At 64.6% G+C, this 26,821-nt stretch carries 31 protein-coding genes and 2 pseudogenes; 16 read left to right on the plus strand and 17 right to left on the minus strand.

Annotated elements, in window-relative coordinates:
* Window positions 1-4: 4 nt before the first annotated feature.
* The 3 genes from DV733_RS11660 (at window position 5) to DV733_RS11670 (ending at window position 1,881) form a co-directional block, all read left to right on the plus strand.
* Window positions 5-643 (plus strand): DUF7504 family protein, encoded by a 639-nt coding sequence (locus DV733_RS11660; RefSeq protein WP_136342341.1) that lies wholly within the window; start codon window positions 5-7, stop codon window positions 641-643.
* Between the two features lie 59 nt (window positions 644-702).
* On the plus strand, window positions 703-1,269 hold the full coding sequence (locus DV733_RS11665) for a DUF7504 family protein (RefSeq protein ID WP_049994533.1): 567 nt from the start codon (window positions 703-705) through the stop codon (window positions 1,267-1,269).
* 66 nt (window positions 1,270-1,335) lie between these two features.
* Entirely contained in the window at window positions 1,336-1,881 is a 546-nt protein-coding gene (locus tag DV733_RS11670; RefSeq protein WP_049994532.1) for a HalX domain-containing protein, read from the plus strand.
* A gap of 10 nt (window positions 1,882-1,891) precedes the next feature.
* Here the strand turns inward: DV733_RS11670 and leuD are convergent, their stop codons facing one another.
* The 7 genes from leuD to DV733_RS11705 all read right to left on the minus strand — a co-directional run bounded on the left by leuD (window position 1,892) and on the right by DV733_RS11705 (window position 9,306).
* Window positions 1,892-2,500 carry a 3-isopropylmalate dehydratase small subunit gene (leuD, locus tag DV733_RS11675; protein ID WP_049994531.1) on the minus strand — a complete coding sequence of 203 codons (609 nt, stop codon included), beginning with the start codon at window positions 2,498-2,500 and terminating at the stop codon, window positions 1,892-1,894.
* Window positions 2,501-2,600: 100 nt separating this feature from the next.
* Window positions 2,601-4,022 carry a 3-isopropylmalate dehydratase large subunit gene (gene leuC / locus DV733_RS11680; RefSeq protein WP_049994530.1) on the minus strand — a complete coding sequence of 474 codons (1,422 nt, stop codon included), beginning with the start codon at window positions 4,020-4,022 and terminating at the stop codon, window positions 2,601-2,603.
* 79 nt (window positions 4,023-4,101) lie between these two features.
* Window positions 4,102-4,323, minus strand: a complete 222-nt coding sequence (locus tag DV733_RS11685; RefSeq protein WP_049994529.1) for a hypothetical protein — start codon at window positions 4,321-4,323, stop codon at window positions 4,102-4,104.
* Window positions 4,316-5,347 carry a ketol-acid reductoisomerase gene (gene ilvC, locus DV733_RS11690; protein WP_049994528.1) on the minus strand — a complete coding sequence of 344 codons (1,032 nt, stop codon included), beginning with the start codon at window positions 5,345-5,347 and terminating at the stop codon, window positions 4,316-4,318. Before ilvC ends, DV733_RS11685 begins: the two co-directional genes overlap by 8 nt.
* A gap of 21 nt (window positions 5,348-5,368) precedes the next feature.
* Window positions 5,369-5,977 (minus strand): acetolactate synthase small subunit, encoded by a 609-nt coding sequence (gene ilvN / locus DV733_RS11695; RefSeq protein WP_049995323.1) that lies wholly within the window; start codon window positions 5,975-5,977, stop codon window positions 5,369-5,371.
* A 13-nt stretch (window positions 5,978-5,990) separates the two neighbouring features.
* On the minus strand, window positions 5,991-7,760 hold the full coding sequence (gene ilvB, locus DV733_RS11700; RefSeq protein ID WP_049994527.1) for a biosynthetic-type acetolactate synthase large subunit: 1,770 nt from the start codon (window positions 7,758-7,760) through the stop codon (window positions 5,991-5,993).
* 331 nt (window positions 7,761-8,091) lie between these two features.
* Window positions 8,092-9,306, minus strand: coding sequence for a LeuA family protein (locus DV733_RS11705; RefSeq protein ID WP_079979486.1), 1,215 nt, complete (start codon window positions 9,304-9,306; stop codon window positions 8,092-8,094).
* 293 nt (window positions 9,307-9,599) lie between these two features.
* Here DV733_RS11705 and DV733_RS11710 point away from each other — a divergent pair, with 293 nt between their 5' ends.
* The gene (locus DV733_RS11710; RefSeq protein WP_049994525.1) at window positions 9,600-11,408 is read left to right on the plus strand and encodes a sensor histidine kinase; all 1,809 of its coding nucleotides are present in this window, start codon (window positions 9,600-9,602) and stop codon (window positions 11,406-11,408) included.
* On the opposite strand, the gene DV733_RS11715 is transcribed toward DV733_RS11710, so the two are convergent.
* Both DV733_RS11715 and DV733_RS11720 read right to left on the minus strand, forming a co-directional pair.
* Window positions 11,405-12,352 carry an ABC transporter substrate-binding protein gene (locus DV733_RS11715; protein WP_049994524.1) on the minus strand — a complete coding sequence of 316 codons (948 nt, stop codon included), beginning with the start codon at window positions 12,350-12,352 and terminating at the stop codon, window positions 11,405-11,407. The two genes, DV733_RS11710 and DV733_RS11715, sit on opposite strands and share 4 nt — an antisense overlap.
* Window positions 12,353-12,434: 82 nt before the next feature.
* Complete coding sequence (locus DV733_RS11720) at window positions 12,435-13,658, minus strand: HD domain-containing protein (protein ID WP_049994523.1); 1,224 nt, start codon at window positions 13,656-13,658, stop codon at window positions 12,435-12,437.
* A gap of 163 nt (window positions 13,659-13,821) precedes the next feature.
* Between DV733_RS11720 and DV733_RS11725 the strand changes: the two genes are divergently transcribed.
* A complete protein-coding gene (locus DV733_RS11725; protein WP_136342342.1) occupies window positions 13,822-14,205 on the plus strand; it encodes a hypothetical protein in 384 nt (127 codons plus the stop codon).
* Here the strand turns inward: DV733_RS11725 and DV733_RS17465 are convergent, their stop codons facing one another.
* Entirely contained in the window at window positions 14,206-15,339 is a 1,134-nt protein-coding gene (locus DV733_RS17465; protein ID WP_178115772.1) for a hypothetical protein, read from the minus strand. It lies immediately after the preceding gene.
* A gap of 155 nt (window positions 15,340-15,494) precedes the next feature.
* On the opposite strand from DV733_RS17465, the pseudogene DV733_RS17880 reads away from it, so the two are divergent.
* The 3 genes and pseudogenes from DV733_RS17880 to DV733_RS17140 all read left to right on the plus strand — a co-directional run.
* Window positions 15,495-15,863, plus strand: a pseudogene (locus DV733_RS17880) (toxin-antitoxin system TumE family protein).
* Window positions 15,864-15,882: 19 nt separating this feature from the next.
* The gene (locus DV733_RS11740; protein ID WP_049994520.1) at window positions 15,883-16,302 is read left to right on the plus strand and encodes an HVO_A0114 family putative DNA-binding protein; all 420 of its coding nucleotides are present in this window, start codon (window positions 15,883-15,885) and stop codon (window positions 16,300-16,302) included.
* 27 nt (window positions 16,303-16,329) lie between these two features.
* A pseudogene (locus tag DV733_RS17140) lies at window positions 16,330-16,461 on the plus strand (DUF7342 family protein); the annotation flags it as partial.
* A gap of 1 nt (window position 16,462) precedes the next feature.
* On the opposite strand, the gene DV733_RS11745 reads toward DV733_RS17140, so the two are convergent.
* Both DV733_RS11745 and DV733_RS11750 read right to left on the minus strand, forming a co-directional pair.
* Window positions 16,463-16,870 carry a PIN domain-containing protein gene (locus DV733_RS11745; protein WP_049994519.1) on the minus strand — a complete coding sequence of 136 codons (408 nt, stop codon included), beginning with the start codon at window positions 16,868-16,870 and terminating at the stop codon, window positions 16,463-16,465.
* Window positions 16,867-17,097 carry an antitoxin VapB family protein gene (locus tag DV733_RS11750; RefSeq protein WP_049995322.1) on the minus strand — a complete coding sequence of 77 codons (231 nt, stop codon included), beginning with the start codon at window positions 17,095-17,097 and terminating at the stop codon, window positions 16,867-16,869. The genes DV733_RS11745 and DV733_RS11750 overlap by 4 nt, the downstream gene beginning before the upstream one ends.
* Before the next feature lie 132 nt (window positions 17,098-17,229).
* Here DV733_RS11750 and DV733_RS11755 point away from each other — a divergent pair, with 132 nt between their 5' ends.
* Entirely contained in the window at window positions 17,230-17,448 is a 219-nt protein-coding gene (locus tag DV733_RS11755) for a hypothetical protein (protein ID WP_049994518.1), read from the plus strand.
* Between the two features lie 30 nt (window positions 17,449-17,478).
* Here DV733_RS11755 and DV733_RS11760 read toward each other — a convergent pair whose 3' ends face one another.
* Both DV733_RS11760 and DV733_RS11765 read right to left on the minus strand, forming a co-directional pair.
* Window positions 17,479-17,763, minus strand: coding sequence for a type II toxin-antitoxin system RelE family toxin (locus DV733_RS11760; RefSeq protein ID WP_049994517.1), 285 nt, complete (start codon window positions 17,761-17,763; stop codon window positions 17,479-17,481).
* Complete coding sequence (locus DV733_RS11765; protein ID WP_049994516.1) at window positions 17,756-18,037, minus strand: ribbon-helix-helix domain-containing protein; 282 nt, start codon at window positions 18,035-18,037, stop codon at window positions 17,756-17,758. The genes DV733_RS11760 and DV733_RS11765 overlap by 8 nt, the downstream gene beginning before the upstream one ends.
* A 124-nt stretch (window positions 18,038-18,161) precedes the next feature.
* On the opposite strand from DV733_RS11765, the gene cofD reads away from it, so the two are divergent.
* The 5 genes from cofD to DV733_RS11790 are packed head-to-tail and all read left to right on the plus strand — an operon-like array spanning window position 18,162 to window position 21,578.
* A complete protein-coding gene (gene cofD / locus DV733_RS11770; protein ID WP_049994515.1) occupies window positions 18,162-19,157 on the plus strand; it encodes a 2-phospho-L-lactate transferase in 996 nt (331 codons plus the stop codon).
* Entirely contained in the window at window positions 19,154-19,918 is a 765-nt protein-coding gene (locus DV733_RS11775) for a tRNA-dihydrouridine synthase (RefSeq protein WP_049994514.1), read from the plus strand. Before cofD ends, DV733_RS11775 begins: the two co-directional genes overlap by 4 nt.
* Window positions 19,915-20,754 (plus strand): triphosphoribosyl-dephospho-CoA synthase, encoded by an 840-nt coding sequence (locus DV733_RS11780; protein ID WP_049994513.1) that lies wholly within the window; start codon window positions 19,915-19,917, stop codon window positions 20,752-20,754. Before DV733_RS11775 ends, DV733_RS11780 begins: the two co-directional genes overlap by 4 nt.
* A complete protein-coding gene (locus DV733_RS11785; protein ID WP_049994512.1) occupies window positions 20,751-21,338 on the plus strand; it encodes a DUF447 domain-containing protein in 588 nt (195 codons plus the stop codon). The genes DV733_RS11780 and DV733_RS11785 overlap by 4 nt, the downstream gene beginning before the upstream one ends.
* Before the next feature lie 48 nt (window positions 21,339-21,386).
* Window positions 21,387-21,578, plus strand: coding sequence for a 30S ribosomal protein S17e (locus tag DV733_RS11790; RefSeq protein ID WP_049994511.1), 192 nt, complete (start codon window positions 21,387-21,389; stop codon window positions 21,576-21,578).
* Here the strand turns inward: DV733_RS11790 and DV733_RS11795 are convergent.
* The 3 genes from DV733_RS11795 to DV733_RS11805 are packed head-to-tail and all read right to left on the minus strand — an operon-like array spanning window position 21,575 to window position 25,328.
* Window positions 21,575-22,264, minus strand: a complete 690-nt coding sequence (locus DV733_RS11795; protein ID WP_079979485.1) for an ABC transporter ATP-binding protein — start codon at window positions 22,262-22,264, stop codon at window positions 21,575-21,577. The genes DV733_RS11790 and DV733_RS11795 overlap by 4 nt on opposite strands.
* A 2-nt stretch (window positions 22,265-22,266) precedes the next feature.
* A complete protein-coding gene (locus tag DV733_RS11800; protein ID WP_049994510.1) occupies window positions 22,267-23,334 on the minus strand; it encodes an ABC transporter permease in 1,068 nt (355 codons plus the stop codon).
* Window positions 23,331-25,328 carry a hypothetical protein gene (locus DV733_RS11805; RefSeq protein WP_049994509.1) on the minus strand — a complete coding sequence of 666 codons (1,998 nt, stop codon included), beginning with the start codon at window positions 25,326-25,328 and terminating at the stop codon, window positions 23,331-23,333. The genes DV733_RS11800 and DV733_RS11805 overlap by 4 nt, the downstream gene beginning before the upstream one ends.
* A gap of 154 nt (window positions 25,329-25,482) precedes the next feature.
* Here DV733_RS11805 and DV733_RS11810 point away from each other — a divergent pair, with 154 nt between their 5' ends.
* Both DV733_RS11810 and DV733_RS11815 read left to right on the plus strand, forming a co-directional pair.
* Entirely contained in the window at window positions 25,483-25,782 is a 300-nt protein-coding gene (locus tag DV733_RS11810; protein ID WP_049994508.1) for a DUF5785 family protein, read from the plus strand.
* Window positions 25,783-25,997: 215 nt separating this feature from the next.
* A complete protein-coding gene (locus DV733_RS11815; RefSeq protein WP_049994507.1) occupies window positions 25,998-26,759 on the plus strand; it encodes a GTP cyclohydrolase III in 762 nt (253 codons plus the stop codon).
* The last annotated feature ends 62 nt before the right edge of the window (window positions 26,760-26,821 follow it).

Here is a 26,821-nt window from a genome sequence, read left to right on the forward strand (position 1 = left end):
GACGGTGAGCGACGAGTCGTCGGGAGACCTTCGTGGCGCATCGAACGTCCTCGTGCTGGCTCCGAGTGTCGCCGACGCGGGAATCGACGCCTGCACCAACCTGCTGGTCGACGCGACCGACCGCGTCGACCGCTTGCTCGTCGTCACTGTGGGGACCCACCCCTCAGTATGGCACGACCGACTCACCGAGCGCTCGGCCGGGCCGCTCGCGCCGGTCAGCTACGTCGACGTGAAGACGCTGGTCCGCTCGACCAGCACCGCCGCGAGCGACGGGACCGACGTTCCGTCCCCGGTCGCGACTGTTTCGAGTCCGGCGGACCTGCTGACACTCGGGAAGTCGGTCAACTCGCTGCTGGGTGACGCCGCCGCGGACGGCGACCGAGTCGCGCTGTGTATCCACTCGATCTCGGAGATGCTGCAGTTCGTCGATCGGGAGTTTTTGTTCAAGTTCCTCCACGCGGTCAGCGCGCGCGTCCGCAGCGTCGACGGCGTGGCGTTCTACCACCTCGACAACGACGCGCCCGACGAGGAGCTTCAGATCATGTTCGCCCACCTCTGTGATACCGTGGCGACCTTCGAAGGCGAGCAGATGGACGTCTCGGCGGGCTACTACGCGCCGGCGGGCGAGCAATCCGAGAGCTGATCGACCTGGGATCACAATCTACTTGAGGCCGCCTCAGGATCGTTTCGCAGGGGGAGAACATGACCGGGGGAGCAGAGACAGGAGGCGACGAGCCGACGGTCCCATCGCGAGTCTTGCTCGTGAGTGGCTACCGTGCCAGCGCGTCGACGGCGGCGCGTTCGATCGTCGATCATTGCGACGGGACGCCGGCGAGTGCCGTCGGTGTCGTGCTGGGCGATTCGACAGCGCCGTGGACCGAAGCCTTCGAATCGTCAGGCGTCCAGACGATAGCGATCGATGTCGATACGTGTACTCGATCGACGACTGTGTCTTCCAACTCGGGTGAATCCGAGCGAGCGGATTCGACTCCAGCGTCGCTGTCGGCGATCGGAACGCGAGTGCTGGAGGCGCTTGAGGGCCAGGGCACACCAGTCGTGCTCTGGATCGACTCGTTGTCGGTCCTGTTGGCACACTTCGAGCGCGAGCGCGTCTTCCGGTTCGTCCACGTGGCTGGCGAACTGGCGGCACGATGTGGCGGCACGTGCTATCTGCCGGTGTCGACGGGTCGTCACGACCCGGAGACGATCGAGATTTTCGGGACGATCTGTGACGTCATCCGTCTCGACGATCCGGATGCACTTGTGTAGTGACGTGCGTGAAACCACGGGACGGCGACCACATCTCATTTATACACGGCCGTCGAGAGTTCATGTATGGCCTCCGCTCGGGGTGCGGTGATCGTCGGTGGCGCGACGCCGGACGCGACCGACCGTCTCGCCGAGGTGCTCCGGGCCGGATATCCCGCTCACACCGCCTACGACGGCGACGCCGTCCTGGCGAGTCTCGACAACTCCGTCGACGTCGTCCTCGTCGACACGCGACTCGCCGATCTCTCGCTCCATTCGCTCTACGAGCGACGCGCCAACAGCGAGCCGTACTTCCAGATCGGCCTTTTGGCTGCCAGCGGCGAGACACCACAGTGGATCGATGCCGTGATCGACCCTTCGATCGGCGACGAAGACCTCCGGCAGGTCGCCGACTGGTTGGCAACGCGAGCGACCTATCGGAAGTGCCTCGATACGTTCTACAACCTGGCGAGCAAACACGCCAGTCTCGCCGACGAAGAGGACTCGGTCGATCCGGCCCAGCTGGAAGCCCGGCTCGATCGACTCCGAGCCGAGATCGACGACGCCGTCGCCGATCTCGACGACGAGTCGCTATTCGAGGTCGCGCTGGACGGCTTCGAGAACGAAGAGTGAAAACCGGCGCTTAGACGTACGGCAGGGAGTCGGCCGTCTCCTGGATGGCGTTCTGGTTGGCCTTCATCAGCGCCGTCGTGTCCCAGATCCCCTCGACCAGGGCCTGTCGCTGGGCGTTGTCGACGCTGACTGAGATTTCGTTGCTTCCGTAGCGGACGGTCTCGGCTTCGACGTCGACTTCGATCTCACCGTCGGGGTTGTCGTCGACCCATTGCTGGAGAGCGTTGATCGTCTCGTGATCCGCAGTGACGGTTGGGATACCCAGCGCGAGACAGTTGCCCGCGAAGATCTCGGCGAAGCCTTCGCCGATGATGGCGTCGATACCCCAGCGCATCAAGGCCTGGGGGGCGTGCTCGCGGGAGGAGCCACAGCCGAAGTTGTTGTTGACGACCATGACCGAGGCTTCCTTGAACCGATCCTCGTTCATGGGATGATCTTTCTCGTTGTCGTCGTCGTCGTACCGGAGGTCGAAAAACGAGAACTGGCCCAGCCCGTCGAAGGTGACGACCTTCATGAACCGCGCCGGGATGATCTGGTCGGTGTCGATGTCGTTGCCCCGGATCGGAATACCGGTCCCTTCGACGTAGTCGACTTCGGGGATGTCCTCGGTTCCGCTCATGCGACCACCTCCGTCGCTTCGATCGGAGGATGCTGCATGGTCCGCTCACGGGTCGCGTCGCTCCCCGTTCGCGTGTTCGAGATGCGTGGCATCTCGCTTCTCATGCCAGGTTCACCTCCTTCAGGTCGCGTACGTCTGTGACCTCTCCCGTCACCGCGGCAGCGGCGACCATTCGCGGGTTCATCAGCACAGTTCTCCCGTCCTTGCTGCCCTGGCGGCCGATGAAGTTCCGGTTCGAGGAGCTGGCACAGGCCTCGTCGCCCTCCAGCTGGTCCTCGTTCATGCCCAGACACATCGAACAGCCGGCGTTGCGCCACTCGAAGCCGGCCTCCTCGAAGGTGTCTTTCAGGCCTTCTTCCTCGGCGGCTTTCTGGACACGCTGGCTGCCGGGAACGACCATCGCACGCACGTCCTCGTCGACCTGCCGGCCCTCGACGATCCGGGCCGCGCGGCGCAGGTCGGGCAGGCGAGCGTTCGTGCACGAACCCAGGAAGGCCACGTCGATGTCGTAGCCGTTCATCGTCTCGCCGGGCTCGACGCGCATGTGCTTCTGGGCGCGCCGGGCGGTGTCGACCTTGTCGTCGGCCAGATCCTCGGGGGCCGGGATCGGATCGTTGATGCCGATCCCCTGGCCGGGCGTGGTGCCCCACGTGACGACCGGGTCCAGCTCGCCGGCGTCGATGTGGACGACGTCGTCGTACTCGGCGCCGTCGTCGGACTGGATGGACTCCCAATAGGGCTTCAGGTTCTCGAACTCCTCGGGGTTGTCCTGGAAGTAGTCGGTCTCTTTCAACCAGGCGAAGGTGGTCTCGTCGGGATTGACGTAGCCCGCGCGAGCGCCGCCCTCGATGGACATGTTACAGATGGACATTCGGCCTTCCATCCCCAGGTCCTCGATGGCCTCGCCGGCGTACTCGTAGACGTAGCCGACGCCGCCTTCCGTACCGAGTCGACGAATAATTTCGAGGATGATGTCCTTGGCCTCGACGCCCTCGCCGAGCTCGCCGTCGACCTGGATCTTGCGTACTTTCTGCTTCTCCATCGCGATGGTCTGGGTGGCCAGGACGTCCCGGATCTGGGAGGTCCCGATCCCAAAGGCCAGCGCGCCAAAGGCGCCGTGGGTCGACGTATGAGAGTCACCGCAGACGATGGTCTTGCCCGGCTGGGTCAGGCCCTGCTCCGGACCGACGACGTGGACGATGCCCTGATCCCCGGTGGTGGGGTCCAGGAAGTTGATGCCCGCGTCCCGAACGTTCTCTTCGAGTTCGGACATCATGGTCTCGGCGGCGTCGTCGGTGTAGGGTCGCGACTGGTCGGCCGTCGGGACGATGTGGTCGACAGTGGCGAGCGTCAGGTCCGGTCGCGCGACCTCGATGTCCCGTTCCCGGAGCATACCGAACGCCTGCGGGCTGGTGACCTCGTGGATGAGGTGGAGTCCGACGAACAGCTGATCCTGCCCGTTGGGCAGGGTCGTCACCTTGTGGCGATCCCACACCTTGTCGTACAGTGTTCCCTGACTCATGCGAAATCACTCCGTGATTGAGCATGAGGTCGATAGTCACAGCTCGCGAAGCGCAGCGAGCGGGAATGTCTATCGGAACTCATACTGAATCCGCTCGTCCTTCGGTGCCGCGCTCGAAGGCGGGGTTGGCACCCTCGCCGGGCGGCTCGTGGTCGACGTCTTCCATGGTCTCTTCCTCTGTTTCTTCGGCGTTCGCTCGGCCACCGTCGGCGGCCACGTCCGGGCCGCGCTTGAAGGCCGCGCCGAAGGTCTTGTCCGTGTGTGGATGCGTGTGATCCACGTCTTTCATCTCGTCAGTCATCTGCTGGAACTTCCTCTTTCTGTTGCTCGCCCCAGGCGAACAGCTCTCGCAGGCGACCACCGACGTCCTCGATGTCGTGGTCTTCCTCGGCCTGGCGCAGTTGTTTGTAGCTCGGTCGGTTCGTCTGGTTCTCGGTGATCCACTCGCGAGCGAACTCGCCGTCCTGGACCTGCCGGAGGACCTCCTCCATGTTCTCGCGGGCGTCGTCGTCGACGACTTCCTTGCCGCGGGTCAGCCCACCGTACTCTGCGGTGTCGGAGACGGAGTTCCACATCTCCATCAGCCCACCTTCGTAGATGAGGTCGACGATGAGCTTCATCTCGTTCATGCACTCGAAGTAGGCCATCTCCGGGCTGTAACCCGCGTCGACGAGCGTCTCGTAGCCCTGCTTCATCAGTTCGGTGACGCCGCCACACAGCACTGCTTGCTCGCCGAAGAGGTCGGTCTCGGTCTCCTCCTGGAAGGACGTCTCGATGACTCCCGCGCGGGTACAGCCGACGCCTTTCGCGTAGGCCAGCGCCTGCTCTTTGGCGTCGCCCGTGGCGTCCTGGTAGACGGCGATCAGGCCCGGGACGCCCTCGCCGCGCTTGTAGGTACGCCGGACCAGGTGACCCGGGGACTTCGGGGCGACCATCGTGACGTTGACCTCGGGGTCGGGTTCGATCTGACCGTAATGGATGTTGAAGCCGTGGGCGAACTGGAGCGTGTCACCGGCTTCGAGTTCGTCTTCGATAGCCTCGTAGACTGCCGGCTGGACCGTGTCCGGCACGAGGACGGAGACGGTGTCGGCGCGGGACGCGGCTTCGACCGGCGTCGCGACTTCCAGCCCGTCGGCTTCGGCTTCCTTGCGCGAGGACGAGCCCTTGCGGAGGCCGACGATCACGTCGACCCCGCTGTCGGCGAGGTTCTGGGCGTGGGCGTGACCCTGGCTGCCGTAGCCCAGCACGGCCACAGTTCTGTCGGCGAGTACCGATTCGTCGGCGTCGTCGTCGTAGTAGATCTCGGTGGTAAATTCGTCTGTCATAGCTAAATCCTCGGGAATCCCTCAGTTATCGCTTTCCATTGTCTTCGACCCGTTCTCCATGGTCTTTGATCCACGTTCGAGCGCAGCTGCGCCCGTGCGGACGACCTCGAGGATCTCGAACTGCTCGAAAGCCTCGACGGCAGCGTCGATCTTCTGCTTGCTGCCGGTGACTTCGACCGTGACGGCGTCCTTGCTGGCGTCGACGGCGTCGCCGCCGTACATCCCTGCGACCGCCTGGACGTCGTCGGGCTTCTCGCCGGCGACCTTGATCAGCGCCAGTTCACGACGCATGGCCGCCGACTCCAGTTCCTCGACCTCGATGACCGGGATGAGCTTCTTCAACTGCTTTTTGGCCTGCTGGACGCCCGGTTCGGGCTCCTCGATGACGATCGTCATCCGGGCGATATCGTCGTCTTTCGTCGGTCCAACAGTCAGACTCTCGATGTTGAACTGCCGGCGGCTGAAGAGTCCGGACACTTCCGAGAGGACGCCGGGCTCGTGTTTCACGCGCGCCGACAGCACGGCCAGACGTGGTTCGTGTGTCGCTTCCGCTTCGGGATCGATCCTGATTCCTTGGGTGTTGCGCCGACCGCTCGGACGCATCCGCTCGTCCGGGGCCGGTCCGGGCATGTCTCCAGGCATCTCAGATCATCTCCAGGTGGTCCTCGTTCAGTGCGAATAGGCCGTTGTCCCCGCCACTGGGGACCATCGGGTAGACGTTCTCGGCGGGGTCGATGATCGCGTCGACGACTGCGGGGCCGTCGTACTCGCGGGCGGCCTGGATCGTCGACTCGACCTCGTCGGGATCCTCCAGACGGAACCCGCGCGCACCGAACGCCTCCGCCAGCTTGTCGAACTCCGGGATCCACGGATATTCGGAGGCCATCCGGCGGCCCTCGTAGAAGCCGTCCTGCCACTGCCGGACCATCCCGACGGCCTCGTTGTTCAGGACGACGTAGGTGATATCCAGATTCTCCCGCACGGCCACGGAGAGTTCCTGAACGGTCATCAGGAAGGATCCGTCACCGTCGAAACAGACGACTTCCTTCTCGGGAGCCCCCAGTTTCGCGCCGATCGCGGATGGGACGCCGTAGCCCATCGTCCCCAGTCCGTTCGAGGAGACCCACGTGCGCGGATACTCGTAGGTCCAGAACTGGCAGGCCCACATCTGATGCTGGCCGACGCCGGTCGTGACGATGGCGTCGTCGTCGGCCAGTTCGTCGAATTTCTCGACGACGTACTGTGGTTTGAGCGGCTCGTCGTCGGGCATCTCGTACTCCAGCGGATACTCGTCTTTCCAGGTCTGGCACTGCTCGCGCCACTCGTCGGCGTCGGGCGCGCGGGTCATCGCGTCGTCGAGCTGTTCGAGGACGCGCTCTGCGTCGCCGATCAGCGGGTAGTCCGCCTCGATGTTCTTGGAGATCTCGGCGGGATCGATCTCGACGTGGATGATGTCCGCATCGGGTGCGAAGGTCTCGACGCCACCAGTGAGGCGGTCGTCGAAGCGGGTCCCGACGCCGAGCAGGCAGTCGGTGTTGGTGACCGCCATGTTGGCCGCGCCGGTCCCGTGCATGCCGGCCATGCCCACCGAGAGGTCGTCGGTCTCGGGGAAGCAACCCAGGCCGGGCATCGTCGTGATGACCGGGATCTCGTACTCGCGAGCGAAGTGCCGCAGTTCGTCGCTGGCCTCGCTCTTGATGACGCCCCCACCAGCCAGGATGGCCGGTTTCTCGGCCTGTCGCAGGGCTTCGGCGGCTGCCTCGACGATGACCTCGTCGGCCTCGACTGGCTCCTGGTGGGTGTCGGGCGTCTCGGGCTTCTCGGGCCATTCCGTCGTCGGCCCTTTGGTAATGTCCTTGGGCAAGTCGACCAGCGTCGGGCCCTGCCGCCCCTTCTCGGCCAGCGCGAACGCCTCGCTGACGTCGTCGCCGACGGTGTCGGAGTCGTCGGAGAAGTAGTTCTCCTTGGTGACTGGCATCGTGATGCCCGTCGTGTCGACTTCCTGGAAGGCGTCGTTACCGACGAAGTCGGTTGCGACCTGTCCAGTGAGGGCGATTATCGGGTCCGAATCCATCGCCGCGTCGGCGAGACCGGTCACGAGATTTGTCGCGCCGGGGCCGGAGGTGGCAAGCGCCAGCCCGGGCTCGCCGGTGACGATACCGTAGGCGTCCGCAGCGTGGGATGCGCCCTGCTCGTGGGCCATCGTGATGTGGTCGATCGACGAATCGTACAGCGCGTCGTAGACGGGCATGATCGCCCCGCCCTGCACGCCGAAGGCGTGGGAGACGCCGGCCTGTTCGAGGGCGGCGATCACGGACTGTGCGCCGGTCGTCACCTCGTCGATGCCGCGCTGTTCGGTCTCGTCTGTGTCTTCTGTCGCGTCCTCTTTGGGGATCGATGCACGTTCGCTCATGCTCGATCACCGCGTGTTGGGTGTCGTTGGTACATTGGTGGATTGCTGTCTGGCTGGTCGAAAACGGTACGAACCGGGTCGAAGGAGACGGGTGAAGTGGGGCCTAGACAGCCCCTACAATAGCGCCGAGAAGGACGAGCGCGCCGCTGGTGACGGGGCGATCCCGGACGCCAGCGGTCTGTGTCATCAGTATGTGTCTGTAATCGCCCCGAATAATAAGGTTTCTGTGAGAGACGCTGACGAGGACTCGTTCGAGCGACCGTCGTGGCGCCCGCTGGCGAACGGGACAGCGGCCGCTGGGCCGCTCGTGCAGACGGTGTGGCCGACATCGTCAGGCGTGGACCTCCTCGGTCCCGGCGCGCTCGACGCCGACCTCGTCGGCGAACCGTTCGAGGACGTCCATCGTGACCTGCCGTTTCTCCGCGCCGTAGTCCTTGACGCGGCGGGTCACCTGTCGGACCTCCTCGTCGGTCGGATTGTAGCCCGCCTCGATCAGTCGCTCGCGTACCGAGTGGGTGCCGGTGTGCTTGCCCAGCACCAACTCGCGAGTCGCGCCGACCATCTCCGGGGTCATCACGCCTGGCTCGAAGGTGTCGGCGTTCTCGATGACGCCCGCTGCGTGGATCCCGCTCTCGTGGGAGAAGGCGTTCCCGCCGACGACCGGCTTGTTGCCGGGAACGTCGATCGAACTCTTCTCTTCGATCACCCGGGAGAGCTCGGTGATCCGGGTCGTGTCGATCCCGGTATCGACGTCGTACAGCGATTCGAGGGCCATGACGACTTCCTCGTAGGCGGCGTTGCCCGCCCGTTCGCCGATCCCGTTGACCGAGACCTGCGCCTGGGCCGCGCCGGCCTCGTAGCCCGACAGCGCGTTGGCTGCTGCCAGCCCGAAGTCGTCGTGGGTGTGGACGTCCACGCGAGCGTCCGTGTGCGCGACGACTTTCCCGACCATTTTCTCGAACCGGCCAGGGGTCGCGACGCCCGTGGTGTCCGGGATGTTGATCCAGTCTGTGCCCGCGTCCGTGACGGCCTCGACGACGTCGATCAGGAACGCTTCCTCCGTGCGGGTCGCGTCCATCGGCGAGAACATGCACTCGACGCCCGCGTCTTTGACGCGCTCGACGGACGTGACTGCCCGTTGTAGTGCGTCTTCGCGGGTGGCGTGCATGCTGTCCTGGAGCTGGATGTCGCTGGTCGAGACGAAGACGTGGACCAGTTCGACCCCGGAGTCGAGCGCCGCCTCGACGTCTTCCTCGACGACGCGGGCGAGCCCGCAGACCGTCGTGGACGTCGAGTTGGCGATGTCACGGACGGCCTCGAACTCCGCGTCGGAGTTGACCGGGAACCCCGCCTCGATGACGTGGGTCCCCATCTCGTCCAGCAGCGCCGCTATCTCGCGTTTGTCTTCGTAACTGAACGACGTGCCGGGCGATTGCTCTCCGTCGCGGAGCGTCGTGTCGAAAATTCGTGCCTCGTCGATTTCAGAGGTGCTATCGAGTGTGCCCTGGAAGAACTCGATCCGCCGGAGACTCCGACGTACCCTCAGTGTGTTGGGTCATTTGCGTCCGAATAGGGTCGCTCACGCTATAAAAAGGTTGTTCTCCGCGTGCGAGGCCCTCGATTTCACCCAGCAAACGGATCGTCGGCTCTTCGATACCAGCGACCCCCCGACACGAGCTTTTAGTGGTCTGCAGTGGGAGATGGTATCAATGACCGTTCGGCTCGGATGTGTGTCAAACCGACGCGACTACACGCCGAAGTCGCACGACGCGACACCGGACGCCGCCCCGGTCGCGGGCGTGGACACGAGGGGAGGGGGGTCGTCGGCGGTGAGGACTGATGGGTGACCGGCAGGTCCCGCTGTTGTCGACGGTCCGTGAGTCGCTGTGGTTGCGCCTGGCCGTCGCATTGACGCTGCTGATACTGCTGATCGGTATTGTGGGCGGCGCGGTGACGCTCGCGGTGACGGACACGATCCGGGACGACGTCGACGGGGACTTCCGACTCCAGGCAGAGGCCGAGGCTGGCGAAATCCGGGAGTGGTACGACGGCAACAGCCGGTTCGTGCGCTCGATCTCCGACAGCCAGCTCTTTGAGGAGGGGGGCGATAGCGAGATCACGGCCTTCCTGAATCGCGAAGTGGACAACGCGCCCTCGGTGCGGACGATTCACTACGTCGATATCGCCGACCGGACGATTCGAAGTAGTACGAACGGGGCCAGGGTCGGTACCGGTGTGAACGCGAGCCTGGCGGTCAACGACCGGACCTTCACCGACTACGACGACACGGCGCTGGTCGGCCCCTTCGGCGCACCGGACGGGGCCACAGTCGTCGCGTTTCTCAGCCCGGTCAGGACAAGTCCCGAACACCTTCTGGTCACGATCGTCGAGGTCGAGGAGTTCGACGAGCGGTTCAGACAACCGATCGCAGGTGGGTTCACACAGGTGATCGACCCGGCAAACGATATCGTGTTCTCGGGAGCGACTGGATCGACGTCCCCCACTGAGCGACAATTGAGTCGACTCCGGGAAGGGGTGGGCGGCGAGACCGGTATCCGGCAACTTGGCCTGTCCGGCGACGAACGCTACGTCGCTGCGGTCACGCCCGTCGATGTCGGCGACGCGAACTGGCTGCTCGTCAAGTACGCGCCGACCGACAACGCGTACTCGCTCGCCCGGACGATCCGCACCGGCCTGCTGGCGTTCGTGTTCGTCGCACTCGTCGGCGTGCTCGGGATCGGCTGGCGGTTCGGCCGCGGGACCGTCCGGGAGGTGACCGCCCTCTCGGCAGCGGCCCGCCGCGTCACCGACGGCGAGTACGACGTCGAGTTCCCGAGCGATAGATCGGACGAACTCGGACGTCTGGGGACCTCACTCGCGGAGATGCGCGACGCGCTCGCCGACCGCATCTCGGAACTGGAATCGACGAAAGCGGCCGTCGACGAGGCCAACGCCGAACTGGACACACAGCGGACGATGATCTCCGTGCTCAACCGCGTGCTCCGGCACAACCTCCGGAACGCCGGACACGTGATTCGCGCTCGGGCGGAACTGCTCGCCAGTACCGAGCCGACCGAGCGACGCGAGCATACCGACCAGATCATCGAGACGGTCGAGGAGTTGCTGGACCAGGCGTCGAAAGCACGCGAGATCGAGTCCCTGGCCAGTGAGAACCGCAAGACGGGTCCGGTCGATCTGGTCCCGTTTGTCGAGCGAGCGATCGCGGAGGCCACCGGGGCGGCGACCGTCGAACGCTCGACCCCCGAGGAGGCGTACGTCCGGGGACATCCCGCCCTCGAGACGGCCGTCCTGAATCTCGTCGAGAACGCGATCGAGCACACCGACGCCGAGACGCCGACGGTCGCGATCTCGATCACGGTCGGTGCGGATCGGACGACGCTTTCGATCGCCGACGACGGACCGGGGATCCCGGAGGCGGAGGCGAGCGTCATCGAGGAGGCGGCCGTCGAGGGGCCACTGGAACACTCCTCCGGGCTCGGACTGTGGACGACGAACTGGATCGTCGAGCACGTCGGTGGGACGCTCACGTTCGAGGAGAGTCGGCTCGGCGGGACCGAGGCACTGCTGGCGTTCGAACGTGTCCCGTCCCCCTCCGAGACGGACGAGTCGGACTCGACGGACAGTTAGATCTCGATCCTCTCGATAAAGGAACGAGCGACGGTCTGGGGATCCTCGCCGTCGATGGCGACCCGTCCGTTGAGTCGCTGGATCGTGTCGAACCCACCGATCTGCGATCCCAGGCGTTCGAGCACAGTAGCGACGGGACCGTCCGCCGGGACCGCATCCGCGTTGGCCATCGGAGTCGGATTGTACGTCGGAAACACGTCCCGGTCGTCGTCCAGCAGCGTCAATCCGAGCCTCGACCGCTGTGGGTCGGTCGCGTAGCCCATCACGACGGTGGCCCGATCGTCGCGGTACAGCTGGTAGGTCAGTCCGAGCGGGACCTCCAGGATGGACGACTCCAGCGCCGCCAGCGAGTCCGCGCGAACCTCGTAGGTGTCGACGATCCGTGGCCAGCCGTCCGGCCGTCGTGCGAAGTCGGTCCCGAGCGCGATCCTGACGTCGGTGTTCCCAGCGTTGATGCGTCGGGCGAACTCGCTCAGCGTCTCCACTCCGGTCTGGGCGGCCCACTCCGGATCGGCGAGCAGGACGAACGAATTGTCGAACGGTGCGGGTGGATAGGCGCGGATCCCGGCGTCAGCGGCATCGGCTCGAACCGCCTCGAAGAGCCGCTGGGGATCCGTCGGGTGGTCCGTCCGCTGTGGCGGTAACACCGCGAAATGCGTGCCCGTGTACTCCCAGTAGAGGTCCAGATCGCCGGCGACCAGGGCGTCCCAGTTGTCGCGACTCCCGCCGAAGCCGATCTCGTCGATCGGATCGACGTCGGTCGCTTTCCCGATCGCCTCGTATGCGAGATAGCCCAGCAGCCGGCTCTCGGGAAGCCCCTTCGAGCCGATCGTGAGTGTCTCCCCTGGCGTCCGGTCCGTCGAGCTCGAACACCCGCCGACGAGACCGCCGACAGAAACTGCGCCGGCAGTGACCAGATACTGCCGTCTCCCCAGACGCGTCATCCTCTAAACGTGTGGTGGCCGTCAACAAATAACATCTGGATGAACTAGACGACTGCCGAGAGTCATCCCCGCGGACCACGAGTCACTGAAACTCGTCCAGCGTGGCGTGGACGCCCGTCCGCACGTCGCTCACGAGGGTGTCCTCGACGTCTAGCCCGAGCACGCGGACGGCGGCGTCTCCGACCCGGTCGCTGACGTCCTCGGGGGCGTAGACGCCCAGCCGCCACTGGTCGTACTGGGCGGCTCGCAGCGCCTGGACGAGCGTCGACTGCTCTTCGAGCCGGCGGACCTCCCCGGCGACGATCACGCGACTGGAGGTCTCTTTCATCTCGGGTTCCTCTGGCACGTCGAGGATCACTAGCTCGGGGTCGACGCCCGACGCGGTGGCGATTTCCTCTTCGAACGCCCGTACCTCGTCGTGGTCGGCCGCCAGCAGGTCCTCGGGGACCGCTTCCATCTCCGCCCAGACCGCCCGTTTGAACAGGTCGCGGTAGCTCAGCCGCCTGCCGTACCCCGCGGTGGCCTCGTGTGAGCGGAGCGCGACCAGCAGATCCTTATCGTCCATCCGTCGGAGTTCATTGGGCGTCACGTCGGTCTCGGCGAGCAGTCGCTCGGTCCCGCGCCGGAGCATCCCCTTGGCGATCCGGGCGACGTGGTGGGAGTAGACGACCGGATTCATCAGCGCCCGCGCCAGCAGCAGTGACTCGGCGGTCTGGACGTTGCCCTCGTCGAGCACGAGGTCGCCGTCGACGAATCGCAACTCCCGGACGAGCCGGCCGTGATCGATCGTGCCGTAGGGGACGCCGGTGTGGTGGGCGTCCCGGACGAGATAGTCCATCCGGTCGACGTCGAGTTCGCCCGAGACGAGTTGCCCGAGCTCGCCGTCGCCAGCGACCAGATCCGCGACGCGGTCGGGGTTGAGGCCGTGCTCGGAGAGGATTCCAGCCACCTCGCCCTCGCCGATCAGGTCGTGGACCTCGTCGTGGTATTTGCCTGTATGGCGGTAGATCAGGTCCTCGACGTTGTGGCTGTAGGGGCCGTGGCCGACGTCGTGCAGGAGCGCGGCCGCGCGGACGCGTTCGGCCTGCTGGCCCTCGATTCCGAGGTGGCCGAGCGCACGGTTGGCGAGGTGGTAGACCCCCAGCGAGTGCTCGAAGCGGGTGTGGTTCGCGGAGGGGTAGACCAGCGTCACGGTTCCGAGCTGTGAGATGTGCCGGAGGCGCTGGAGGGGCGCGGTGTCCAGCAGGTCCAGCGCGACGCCCTCGACTTCGATGTAGTCGTGGACGCTGTCCTTGATCGTCTTCATTGGACGGGGATTGGGCGGCTTGTGACATGAAGGGTCGGACTGGTCGGGTTTCTGGCCGAGTGTCGCCAGTGGCAGGAACGACATCGCAGTCCGGAATCCCGAATATGAGCGACGGATTCAGCGCAAACGATAGCGAACGGCCGTAGCGACGGAGATCGCGGCGTTGCCGATCCAGGACTCCACTGAGAACTCAACGTATAACTGTGTGTTCGGGTTCAGGCAGGATATAAATGATCCGGGTAGTGTTCCGGAATCTGATCTGTACCAGTGGATGTACATCGGCGGCCTCGACTACGGAGAATGGAACACAAGCAAAAGCGACCTGCAATCCGCCTCCAACTTGATGATCTATGAAGGAACCGACAACCAATTCACCGGGATAGAAGTAGAGACAACGGATATTTCAGAACCAGTCGACAACCTCCAACCCGATTCCCGGCAGGAAACCATCAACGGACCACTCTTCACAGACTACCCCAACGGCAGCGAAGAAGGAGAGTTTGGTAGTGGACAAGCGGTAGTAAGTCGTAATCCGCTAAGCGAGTGATTATTCTTCCAAGTACTCGCTGAAGAGTCTGTGTTCTAACTCTTCTTTTCTATCTTTGTGTACGATATTGTAGGTGAAGTCTTCGCCATCGTGTCCGATTGCTAGGAAGTCACCGTTCTCTCTGTCAACATTATTGTGATACTGCTTGGAAGCGTTGACGACAAGATCCCATGCCTGAACTCCTACTGTTTGCGGATTAGCATTGATGTTTGTCGGATCAAGAACTTCTCCAACCTGCTCAAACGCTGATTCAGTGTAGACGACTTCACCACCCTTCTCAGGGTCAGCATGATTTTCAGATTCATATCCTATTACCAAGTCATCGTTTAATCGGCTGAGAGTATTCTGACCGCCTTCCGTAATATAACCGTCTCCAATGTGAGCAATCAAACCATCATGATCAAGCCAACTTCTTATGCCCGTTTCTTCTGAGTTCCAGATGTCTTTGAGGCTTTGTTCTCTGGGTGAGAGGTTGGTGTTTTCGTCGTGTCTTTTGTAGCCGGGGTTTCCTTCTTCGAGTGGGTCGCTGTCGATGGGTAGGTCTGTGTCTTTGACGACGCCGCCGTCGCTTTGTTTGATTAGTATTGAGGTCATGTGGCCTTGTGTTCCGTCGTTGGCAGTCCTTGCGTCGACGATGACCTGGTCTGTTCCGACGTCGAATTCTTCGTAGAGGCCGTATGCAAGTGCTTCAGCTGCTACGTAGTCGTCTTTGTAGTTGTTTACCCAGGAGGCGAGGTCTTCGATGAATCTGCTGTCGACTTCTAGGTTATCTAGGTCGTGGCCGTTTTCGTTTTCTAGTTTTCTTTTAATCTGATCCCAGTTAGTGTTTTCTCCGGCACCCCTAGCGTATACCATGTTCTCTTCGTATATTTCTTCAAAATCTTTCTCAGGATCAGGTTCAGGTGTTGGTTCGGGAGTGTCGGTTGGTGTATCCTCCGGAGGTGTTTCTGTCGGAGTATCTGTTTCTGTTGGTGTGTCTGTAGGCGTGTCTGTGGGTGTTTCTGTTGTCGGCGTGTCGTCCGTGGTCGACGTGGCAGGCCCGTCGGTGGTCCCGTTTTCGCCGTCGTCGTCCGTACAGCCAGCCAGTGCGATCGCAGCACTCAGCCCAGCGAGCAGTTCCCGGCGCGTTCGCATTACCCGAGAGTTGTCGAGGAATCGTATAGTTCTACTGGACGGTTTTCGTGCCGTGGAACCACTGGCTTCCTACGCTGGACACGCTACCCGGGCCCCGACAATTGGTCTCCTGACCAATAGAACTATGCTATTGGCCGCACAACCAATAGACGAGGATGAGTCCCCTGCCGGAGGACCAACTGGACGGGATCAGTCGGACCATGAAGTACGAGGACGGGACGCTCGTCCGCGTCTTCGTGATTCGGACGGACCGCGATGTATACCCCTCCGGGTGGGCGTACAACCTCCACTACGGGGCGACCGAACCGAACCCGCCGGCGACGCTCGAAGACGGGACGATCCGGCGGTAGGACAACGCACACGAAGACACGAAAGGCCACGAACTCCACGCAGCCCCAGATCCCGAACCGGTCCAGGTCGAGTTTCCCGGCATGGTCGATCTCTGGGATCGGTTCTGGCGCGAGATCCCCAAAGCAGCGTTCGAGATCGCCGACGACCCCCAGCGAGGTGACCCCCATGACTGACACGCCACCGTTGCATCCGATGGAACGCGAACAGCTCCAGCACGAATCGACGCTCGTCGTTACCGTCGGCCCCTCGTCGGCGTTTCACGACGACGTCCGAGCGGCGATTCGAGGTCTTCAGGCGGACGAAGACATCGACTCACCGCCGACGATCTGCTTCGAGAGCTACGACGACTTGCTGTCGACGTTCACGCCGCGGACGCTCGATCTGATCGAGGCAGTTCGGCGCGACCGACCGGCGAGCATCAACGAGACAGCCCGTGTCGTCGATCGAGACGTCAAGAACGTCCACGAGGAACTCACGCGACTCGCGCGACTCGGTATCGTCTACTTCGTCGATGAAGCACAACGAAAGCGACCGGTCGTGTGGTTCGACGAACTCCGGATCGATCTACCCTTCGAACGTGACGGTAGTGACACCGCCGCGGCGCCGTCGTGAGGGCTTTTCCAGCTCTGACAGGAAGCGATGAGTGCCCGCGAGCGCGTCCGTGCAGTCGCGGACACGCTCTCGGAACCGCGCTCCACGAACTGGATCAGCGAGCAGGCAGACGCCGCCTGGAGTACGACGGACGAGGAACTCCAGGCCATGGTCGAGCAGCCTACCGGTACGTTTCGACCGTGACGCCGGGGATCTGCTCGTAGTGTCGGTCCGCGGCGAGTACAGGTTCGTCACGCTCCAGTGCCGTCGCGGCGATCGCCGCGTCCCCCTTTCCGATTCCGGGGCCCTCATCGTCCGGTCCATCGGCCATCCGTTCGCCCAGCAGCCGGCCGGCACGCCGCGCGATACTCGGCGTCAGATTCGCCACCGGATACGAGTCCAGCACGGCCTCGACCCGCCGACGCTCTGCCTGTGTCTGCGCGACGTTTCCGATGCCGATGTACAGTTCCAGCACTGTCATCGACGGGATCACCAGCGGGACGCCCTCTGATTCCAGCGCTCGTTCTTTCTCGACGGCTGCCTCGACGCCGTCGATGACGTCGAGGACGAAACTCGTGTCGACGATCATTCGAAGCGCTCCGCAACCTCGCGGACCGCCTGCCGATCCTCACGATCCGCGTCCTCGATGGCCTCCCGCATCGCTGTCACCTGGTCGTCGTCGAACACGTCGCGGAGGTCCCGGAGAGATCTTCCCCCGATCAGGCGATCGACGGCCTCCGAAAACGTCTCGTCTTCTCGCTTGTGGCTCTTGATCCGCTCGTAGACGTCGTCGCTCAACCGGACCTGGTGGCTCATGCGAATACGTCGTTGACAGAGATAGATAGGTGTATCGCCGCTCGGGAAATCCGTGGTGTTGCGATAGCACGGCGTCCCGAAGTAGCGTTCGAGGCCACCGACCTTTTCAATCTGGACGAACATCCGCCGGATATGGACGAGGTACTCGACGTGTTCGAACTCGATCTGGGCGAACTCGTAGAGGGCGGCTTCCAGCTGCTGGTCGCGGGCCTGTTGCTCGTGGTCGGCGTCGTGCTGATGGTGGCCGAACTGCTCGTCGACGGGACGTTCATCTGGGGAGTCGCGCTGTTCGTCCTCGGCATCGTCGCGGGGCTGTTCGCCGTCGTGAGCTTCCTCGACATCTTCTTCTAGCGACGTGGTCGGTCAAATTCCCCATCGCGATCAATCGTCGTCGGCCGTGTACGCGCCGCCACGCCGTTTGATCCGGGCGACGACCAGCCGCGTTTCGTCCTGCCGGAACGTCACCGAGAGGCGAAACTCCCCGACGCGAATCTTCCGGTAGGGACTGTTCTGCAGTGGCTCTCCGTACTCGGGCGGGTCGCGCCACGGCGAGTCGACGATCTCGTCGAGCTTTTCGAGAATACGGTCCTGCACTGTCGGATCAAGTTTGTCGAGATCGTCCCGCGCTTTTCGGGCGAGTTCCCACTCCCACCCCTCGCTATTCATCGTCCGTTCCGAACCGTTCGCGTGCCCTCTCGGCGCTCATCGTCTGGTCGTTTCGCACGTCTTCCTCGGCCGCGAGGAGAGCGAGCAGTTCGTCGCGGTCGAACGTCGGGAACTCGACCGCGTCCCGGAGCGTGTACCGGATGAACTCGCTCCGGCTGTTGAAGCCACGCCCCTGCCACGTGTCGTCGATCTCTTCGAGGAACGACTCGGTGAGCTTGAAGTTCACCGTGACGATGTCGTCCTCGCCGTCACCGTTCGTAGCTGCTTCGGACATACTATAGTAACACGCACGTACTACCAAAAGTCGTTTCGGCGGGTCAGATCTCACGAATGCGGTGTCTCATCATACCGTCGCCACTGTCGAAAGCGTTTATCCAGTCCCCTGCGTGCACTCGAACATGGTGACGTTTCTCTCGGGCGGGACGGGCACGCCCAAACTCCTCGCGGGAGCCGACGCGGTCTTCGACCCCGCGGAGACGACCGTCGTCGCGAACACTGGCGACGATATCGAGTTAGGGGGCCATCTCGTCTGTCCGGACGTCGACACCGTTCTCTTTCTCGACGGTGACGTCCTCGACCGCGAGACCTGGTGGGGCATCGACGGCGACACCGCCGCGACCCACGACGAACTTCGTCGACTCGCGGACGCCGCGGGACTCGCTTCGGGTCCGCGATATCTCTCCAAAAGCGAGCAGACTACGGGTCGTGACATCTCGCGCTGGCGGCGCTTCTCTGCGGTCGGGGAGTTCATGCACATCGGCGACAGGGATCGGGCGATCCACCTCACCCGCACGGGGTTGCTCGACGAAGGTCGCTCTCTCACCGAGGCCACCCGGACGCTCGCCGACGCGCTCGGTGTCGACCGGCCGATCCTGCCGATGAGCGACGATCCCGTGGCGAGTCTGATCCACACGCCCGACGGCGTCCAGCACTTTCAGGAGTGGTGGGTCGCCCGTCAGGGCGAACCCAGCGTCGAGCGCGTCGAGTTTCGCGGTGCCGAGGACGCCCGGCCGACGGACGCAGTGCTGAAAGCGCTCGACGACCCGGTGGTGATCGGGCCGTCGAACCCGGTGACGAGTATCGGTCCCATGCTTGCGCTGGACGACTTCCGAGAGGCGCTCGAATCGACGCCCGTGGTCGCCGTCTCGCCGTTCGTCGAGGATCGGGTCTTCTCTGGTCCCGCCGCCAAACTCATGGCCGCCGAGGGGATGGATCCCTCGACGGCCGGCGTCGCGGCGGCATACCCCTTCGCGGACGCGTTCGTCCTCGACGAGGCTGACGGGACCGAACTGAGCCGGCCGGTCGTCCGGACCGACACCGAACTGGACACCGAAGCAGACGCCGAGCGGGTCGCGAGCGCGGTGGCGGACGCGCTCGCGGAGGTGACAGCGTGAGTTTCGACGTCCAGCCACGCCTCGCGCTGGCGAGTCTCTCCGGGCAGTCCGATGTCGCCTGGGCCGCTGCCGGCAGCGAGTACGCTGGCGCGGCGTTTCTCGGGGGAATCGCGCTCGACGGGCCGACCCGCGAGGCCGCCCGCGAGCTGGTCGAGCGCGACCGAACCGAGTTCCTGCCGTCGGATCCGTTCGTCTTCGTCGACGTCCAGTTGGCTGCGCTGGACCCGATAGCGGTGCGCCCGGGCTTCAACGTCCGGGCCAGTTCGGCCCCGCCGATCCGGGAGGCCGCACGGATCTGTGCCAGTCACGATGCGATCATCGAGATCAACGCCCACTGCCGACAGGACGAGATGTGCCGTGCGGGTGCGGGCGAGTCACTCCTTCACGACCCCGCACGACTCGCTGCACAGGTCCGGGCCGCCAGTGAGACGGGCGCGACGGTGAGCGTCAAGGTCCGGACTGAAGTGGACGGTGTCGACTTGCCAGCGGTCGCGGGCCGCGCGGTCGAGGCCGGCGCGGACGTCCTCCACGTCGACGCGATGGACAGCGAGGGCGTCGTTGCTGACGTGGTCGAGGCCGCTGACGACGGAACGTTCGTGATCGCCAACAACGGCGTCCGGGATCGCGAGACGGTCCGGGAGTATCTCGACTACGGCGCTGATGCCGTGAGCGTCGGCCGGCCGAGCGACGATCCGACTGTTCTCGATCGAGTTCGACGGGCCATCGACGAGTACCTCGCGGCGGTGGAGGGGTCGGTATGAGAACGACAGGTGAAAACGCCGAACTGGCACTCCTGCTGGAAGTCGCGGGGACGCCCAAACCCGGCAACGTCGACCGCCACCGCGAGTACGACGACCTCCGATTCGAGCACTTTCTGGCGGGTGCAGTTGGATCGCAGCGCGGTCTCCGGGCGGCCGCGAAGGCTGATGGACCGCCCGTCGGTGAGGCCTTCGAGCGCGCCGTCGCGGGGATGAGCGAGCAGTCCGGCGGCAACACCCAGTTCGGCGCGCTCCTGTTGGTCGTGCCGCTCGCTCGCGCTGCCGGTCGCGGAACACTGGCCCCTGAGGGTGTCTCCGCGGTCGTCGACTCGACGACCGTCACCGACGCGGCCGGCTTCTACAGGGCGTTCGAGCACGTCGACGTCTCCGTCGACGACCCCCCCGAGGATATGGACGCGCTGGACGTCCGTCGGGGGAGCGACGCCGTCCCGGAACTCCACGCCCGCGACCTGACGCTCGAAGCGATCATGGAACGGTCGGCCGCCCACGACGGCGTCGCCCGCGAGTGGGTCGGCGGCTTCGAGCGTAGCTTCTGGACCGCTGATCGACTCTCGGATCTCGACGGGCCGGTGGCCGACCGCGCGTCGCGGGTCTTCCTCGAAGCGCTGGCCGAGGAACCTGACACGTTCGTCGCCATCAACCACGACGAGACGACCGCAGAACGCGTCAGCGAGCGGGCGGCGGCCGTGCTGGAGGGCGACGAGGACGCCGAAACGATGGCCGACGACCTCGTCGAGCGGGGGGTCAACCCCGGGACGACCGCCGACATCGTGGCGGCGGGCCTGTTCATCGCGCTCGAACGGGGGCTGGACGTGTGACCGGCGAGGACACCACGAGCGGCGACGGATGGCTGGTCGCCCTGCGCGGGGTCACCGAGTCGGTCGTGACGACGCTCGGCCCCAACGGCCGGTGGAACGTCGCTGCGCTGGGCCTGCACGCTGGCGAGCCCGTCACGGCGACGACGTGGGGCCGGACCCGGACCTGGCGGAATTTCCGCGAGCGCGGCCACGGCTACGTCCAGTTCACGCCCGATCCTGTGGACTTCGCCGAGGCCGCGATGACGATTCGCGAGGAAGACGAGCCGATCCTCGCGAGTGCCGACGCCTGGGTCGAAGTCGAGACTGAACGCCGCGACGCTGGCGAGGAGGGCGGTACGCAGTGGGTCGAGTGGGCGCTGGAACCCGTGGACGGGGCGGTCGCGAATCGCAGCGTCCGGACGACCAATCGCGGCTACTACGCCGTGATCGAGGCGACCGTCGCGGCCTCGCGACTCGGTGTGGAAGCCTACGACCAGGAGCGTCTCCGGGAGCGTCTGTCCTACTTCGAGGACGTCGTCGAGACGTGTGGCGGGGAGCGCGAGCAGGCCGCGTTCGATGTGGTCCGTGAGAACGCCGAGTGGTGAGTCGCGCTTCGAATCCTTTTTGAGCACTGTCCGGTTACGTGGGGCCACATGGCGATCAAACCGGCCTACGTCAAGAAGACAGGAACGATCCTGATGGAAAAGTACCCCGACGCCTTCAGCAGCGACTTCGAGCAGAACAAGGAACTCGTGACCGAACTCACGAACATCGAGTCCAAGGGCGTCCGCAACCGGATCGCGGGCTACGTCACGCGCAAGCAGAACCGACCCGTCGAAGCCTAATCTCTCCTCTCTGCGATCGCTCGTCGGTAGACGCGCTCGATCTGCTTTGGGCCGACGCCGTCGATAGCCTCGCGCCGTTCGTCGTAGACGACGCGCCCGCCGTCCATCACGGTCAGTCGATCGAGCGTGGCCGCGAACTCTGCGATCCGGTGGCTCGACACCAGCACGGCGTTGCCCGCGTCGGCGTACGATTCCAGAAACGACAGTAGCGACTCGGTCGTCACGTCGTCGAGGTCGGTCAGTGGTTCGTCCAGCAGCAGGTACTCCGGTTCGTTCAGCAGGCCGAGCGCCAGGTCGAGTTGCTTGCTGTATCCCCCCGAGAGGTCGCCGGCCTGGCGTTCGAGCACCTTCGGGAGGTTGAACACGCGGACGACCCGCCTGACCCACTCCAGGTCGGGATTGCCGGCCAGTCCACGAAAGACCTCGATGTTCTCGCCGACCGTGAGCGAGGGGTAGAAGGCCGGTTCCTGAAAGCTCGTTCCGAGTTGCCCACTCGGCGGTCGCGCGACCTCGCCGCTGGTCGGACTCGTCAGCCCGAGGAAAACGCGAAAGAGCGTCGACTTCCCGGAGCCGTTCGGGCCGGCCAGACAGTGCAGTTCGCCGGGGTCGACCGACAGCGAGACGTCGTCCAGCGCGAGGACGGTCCCGTAGTCTTTACTCACGCGCTCGACAGCGAGGTCCGACATGGTCAGTCACCCCTCCGGTAGGCGACGATGCCGAGTTTCAGCGCGCCCAGTGCGGCCAGCGCTGTGCCCCCGATGATGAGCAGGAAGTCCGAGTAGACCGACAGCGGGACGTCCCGAAGCATCTCCCCGCGGGTGACGATCGTCGCGTAGTGCAGCGGGACCGAGCGGACGATCGACCGCCGCAGCGGCGAGAAGAACCCTGCGGGGTAGATGATCCCGCCAAACGAGAGCAATCCGAACATGACGATCACGCAAATAAACCGGCCGGCCGTCCCGAAGCGCGTCAGGAGCATGATCGTCATGGCGACGGCAGTCATCGCGACGAACGACAACAGAAGGATGGCCACGAGGCCGATCGACGCCGGCGTGATCGCATAGCCCAGCGCCCTCGTCACGAGCCCGAAGACGGCGATGGGGACCAGCATGAGTGCGGTGAAGTAGACGAGTTTCGCGGTGACGAGCGCCTCCAGAGAGGACTCGGTACGGACGCGCTCGATGGCGCGTGATTCCGCGGCGAGGTTGTAGGGAACGTAGGTAAAGGCGAACAGCATCAGCGTCCCGATCAGCAAGATCGGGATGAGATACTCCGCCAGGGTGTGGCTGTCGCCGACGACGCGGTGCTGGACCGAGACGTCCCCGATCGGAACCGAACCCAACCGGTAGTTGAGGACGTTCACCATCGCCCGGGAGGGCTCTTCGAACAGGACCATACTCCCGTCGACGGAAAGCTGTATCTCGGTCGCTTTCGATCCATTGGCCAGTCCCGGCGGGACCGTGATCATGGCGTAGACCTCCTCGCGGTGGAGTCCACGAGTCGCTGCCGCCTCGGAGTCGTAGCGTCGGGGCGCTCCGAAACTCGACACCGCCGTCTCGACGACGGTGAGGCTGGCGTCGTCGACACTCTCGTCGCCGGCGACGACTGCCACGGGGGCGTCCTGCGGGATCACCGTCTGAAAGGCGACGCTCGCGTAGCCGAATGTCGCCGGCAACACGAGCACTAACACCAGCAGGGCAGCGGCGTTGTGCTTGCTCCAGCGAACCTCCTTGCCCAGCAGCGCACGCAGACTCACGGTTGTTCACCTGCAGGTGCCGGGTCACCGGGCAAAAGCGTTGTCAGTCCGGTCGCTGATTGGGCCTGCTCTCCCCCGGCGAGCCGGTCGACGAGCGCGAGCAACGTCTCGGGATCGGTCCGTGCCGTCACCGTGACGACGCGCCCGTCCTGGCTCACCGTCGCCGATTCGAGCAACTGGCGAACCTGCTCGTCGTCGATCGCACCGCCACCGAGGGTCAACACCGCCCCGAGGACGTCTGCGGCCTCGTCGGCCCGCGACTCGGTGCGGAAGTGCAGGTCGATCCGGCCGACGACTCGGTCGTCGACGGACTCGTAGCTCGCGCCGAGCACGTCGACGTCCCCGACGACTTCCGAGAACGGGCCAGCAGCGTCGGTCGCTGCCTCGGGCACCACCGAGGCGGCCCGGAGGTAGCTCGCCCGATTGCGTATCGCCACTGCCAGCGGGCCGGACAGCGCCTCCTGATCGCCCCGGGAGACTGCGATCACGTCCTGTACGGCCTCGTCTGTCCCGATCACCTGCCTGTTGGCCCTCACCGAGGCGATCCACACCGACTGTGTGTTTTCGGTCGCGATCAGCACCTGCTGACCGCGGTAGGATTCTTCGCGATAGGTGGCGTTCGCGGCGTCGAGCGCTGCTCGTGCGTCGGCGTGGCTCCACCTCGCCTGGAGGATCGCTGCCGCCTCGGTCTCGTTGCGCTCGACGCCCTGCGCGAAGACGGTCGCCGAGCGAACCGACGTCAGGTTCTCGACCGAGACGGTTTCGAGTCCGCGGAAGAGCCGGTCGACCGTGGTCTCGTTCGCGGGATCGCCGACAGTCAGCAGCCGTTCGAACAGTGCCTGTGCCGTCGGGTCGGCGACCAACCCGGCGTCGGCGTACCCGACGGCGTCGACGTCGTCCGGGACGAGTTCCAGAGACGGCTCGCCGACCGGTGTGCCGGTGAGCAGATTGAGCAGGCCGGTGTCGATGACCGCCCGGTAGCCGCCGAGGAAGCTCTCGACTGGCCCGGATATCGAGATGGTGACGCCGTCTGAAGTCCGATCGACGCGTGCACCTGCCAGTAGCGCGCGCGTCTCCGCGGGGACGTGCGACCGGGTCGCTTCGATTCCGTCTCGGAGCATCGGCGCGACGGCTGTCGCGTTCGCGGCATCGGCGGTCCCGACCGTGAGCGAGACGGTCGCGTCTCCACCGTCGGGATAGTAGCTTCCGCCGACCGTCTCGATGCCCCGAATCGATCGTGCGACGTCCGCGGGGACGATCGGCTCGCCCGGAACTCCCTCGGGCATAGCGGCGACGAACCGGACGGGGCCACGATCGAGGTCGTCGAAGCGCGACTGGAGCGTGTCGTTCAGGCCCCTGTCACGGCCGGTGTGGGCGTCGATGGCGTCTCTGACGGCCGGTTCGGTCCCGACGACGAACCGATCGCGTTCGAGTTGTGCGACTGCGGGGAGCGTGGCGCTACTCGACGGTTGGACGAAGACGGCCGTCCCGTGGTGGTCGCGTCGCTCGTAGGCGTCGCGGCCACCCCCGAACCCCGACATGATATCGCTCCGGCTCCAGGTCGTCTTCAGGACGAGCCCCTGGTAGGGGCCGACGCGTCCGGTCTGGTCGTAGCTGCCGAACGCTGTCACCGAGCGGAGCCGGAACGGTTCCAGTGAGGTATCGCCGAGACTTCGGAAGGCTTCGCTGAGCGAGGCCGGGCCGGTGTAGCCCGGCAGCGATTCGTTGGAGACGGTGAGGAATCCATCGACGACGTTCCGGGAAGTGTCACTGGAGAACGTCCAGGCGTCGGTGTAGACGACGACGTCCGCTTCGCTGGGGACCGAATCGAGCGCCGGACCGCCCGAGGCGACGAACGGTAACGGTCCCCCAAAAACGGTGTACAGCGTGACGAGCCCGAGGACGATCACGACGCCGACGGCGGCTTTCGCGCCGCGGCTGCTCGCGCGCTCGTCGGACTGGAACCCGTCTCCTCGCGGGCGATCACCGTTCACGGACGCTCACTCGCGGTCCCCCACGACCCGCTGGCCGACTTCGCCGGCGGACGTCGACCTCCTTCGACATAGACGTACCATACGCCATGGGAGTGATATAGCTTTTCGACCGACGGAGGACAATCCTTTTGGCTCGACCGCCGTAGCTACTGGTATGGACTGGCCACACGATCCTGACGGCGAGGAAGGAAGCGAGGGCCGACGCAAGTACGGCCACGCCGTCCTCGCGAAGAAGATCGACGAGGGGGAGGACTTCCCGCTGACCGCCGAGGAGTACGTCGAGAACTACGGCGACCATCCGGTGCGGATCGACTACGAGACGGTCGTCAGCGTCGAGGAGATCTTCGAGTACGTCGACCAGGACGAGTACGAGGACTTCCCGGACTTCCACAAGGCGATGGGTCGCGCACTGCGTGACGCGGGCTACTGGCCGTACGAACTCGAACACGCATAAGACCGCCTCTCGGCGGTTGCTGTGGCATATTGTGGGTGAGAGAGCACTGTCAGAGGCATGCTCTCTCTCCACGTCGAATGGTATCGTCCCCGAAATTAAAAACCTGTGTCACTTTTGGTAAACTTGCAACGTGTGTCTCTGGACTCCTCGTACAGTGGCGTAGACACAGCATATCGACACACCAATACACGCGCGGATTCTACGCCGGGCCAACAGTGACGAACACGCAGCTTACCCACGTCCAGATCGACAACTACGGTCCGTGGACGGTCACGCCTGAACCACGTCGGGAAGTCGATCTCCAGACGCTGCAGTCGCGGCTGTACGCCGATCTCTCACAGCTGTTCGGCAACCGCGGCGGGTACGTCTTCTTCACCCGCTTCGACAACATGATCGCGGTGTCGAACGGCCTCACCATCGAGGATCACGCCATGATCCAGGAGTCGGTGGGCAACCGCTATCCGGTGACGATGAGCCTCTCCGTCGCGACCGGAACCACGCCCGCGGCCGCGCTCGAAACCGCGACCGAGCAACTGCAGGAAGCCGGTAGCGCACAGGACAAATCCCGGCGGGAAGTGCTGGAGGGCCGGCACATCGACACGGAGTTCCGGACCGACGAGGACGTTCAAATTGCGCACTTCGACGTTGTCGACGCCACGGGCAAGTACACCGACAAACTCAGCGAGTTCGACACGTTCATCCAGATCGAACAGGGCTACGCCGCCCTGATGAAGTACATGCGCGAGGCCCACGAGGGACTCTCGTTTTTCGTCGGCGGCGACAACGTCATCGCGGTCTGTCCCGACATGGACGCCGCGGACTATCAGGACGTCGTCGAGCACGTCCACGACGACGTCGGCGTCGAACTGCAGGTCGGCGTCGGCCGCGGTTCGCTGGCCGAAGAGGCCGGGATGGCCGCGAAACATGCCCTCGAATCGAGTCGAGCGAACGGGACCGACGTGGAAGTCGACTTCTGAAACGCCGGGCTCGTTTCGGCTGCAGAATGTGAACAATTCGCATGGCGAGACAATAAGCCTAC

Origin of the sequence: Halapricum salinum (assembly GCF_004799665.1) — an archaeon.
Classification (GTDB): domain Archaea; phylum Halobacteriota; class Halobacteria; order Halobacteriales; family Haloarculaceae; genus Halapricum; species Halapricum salinum.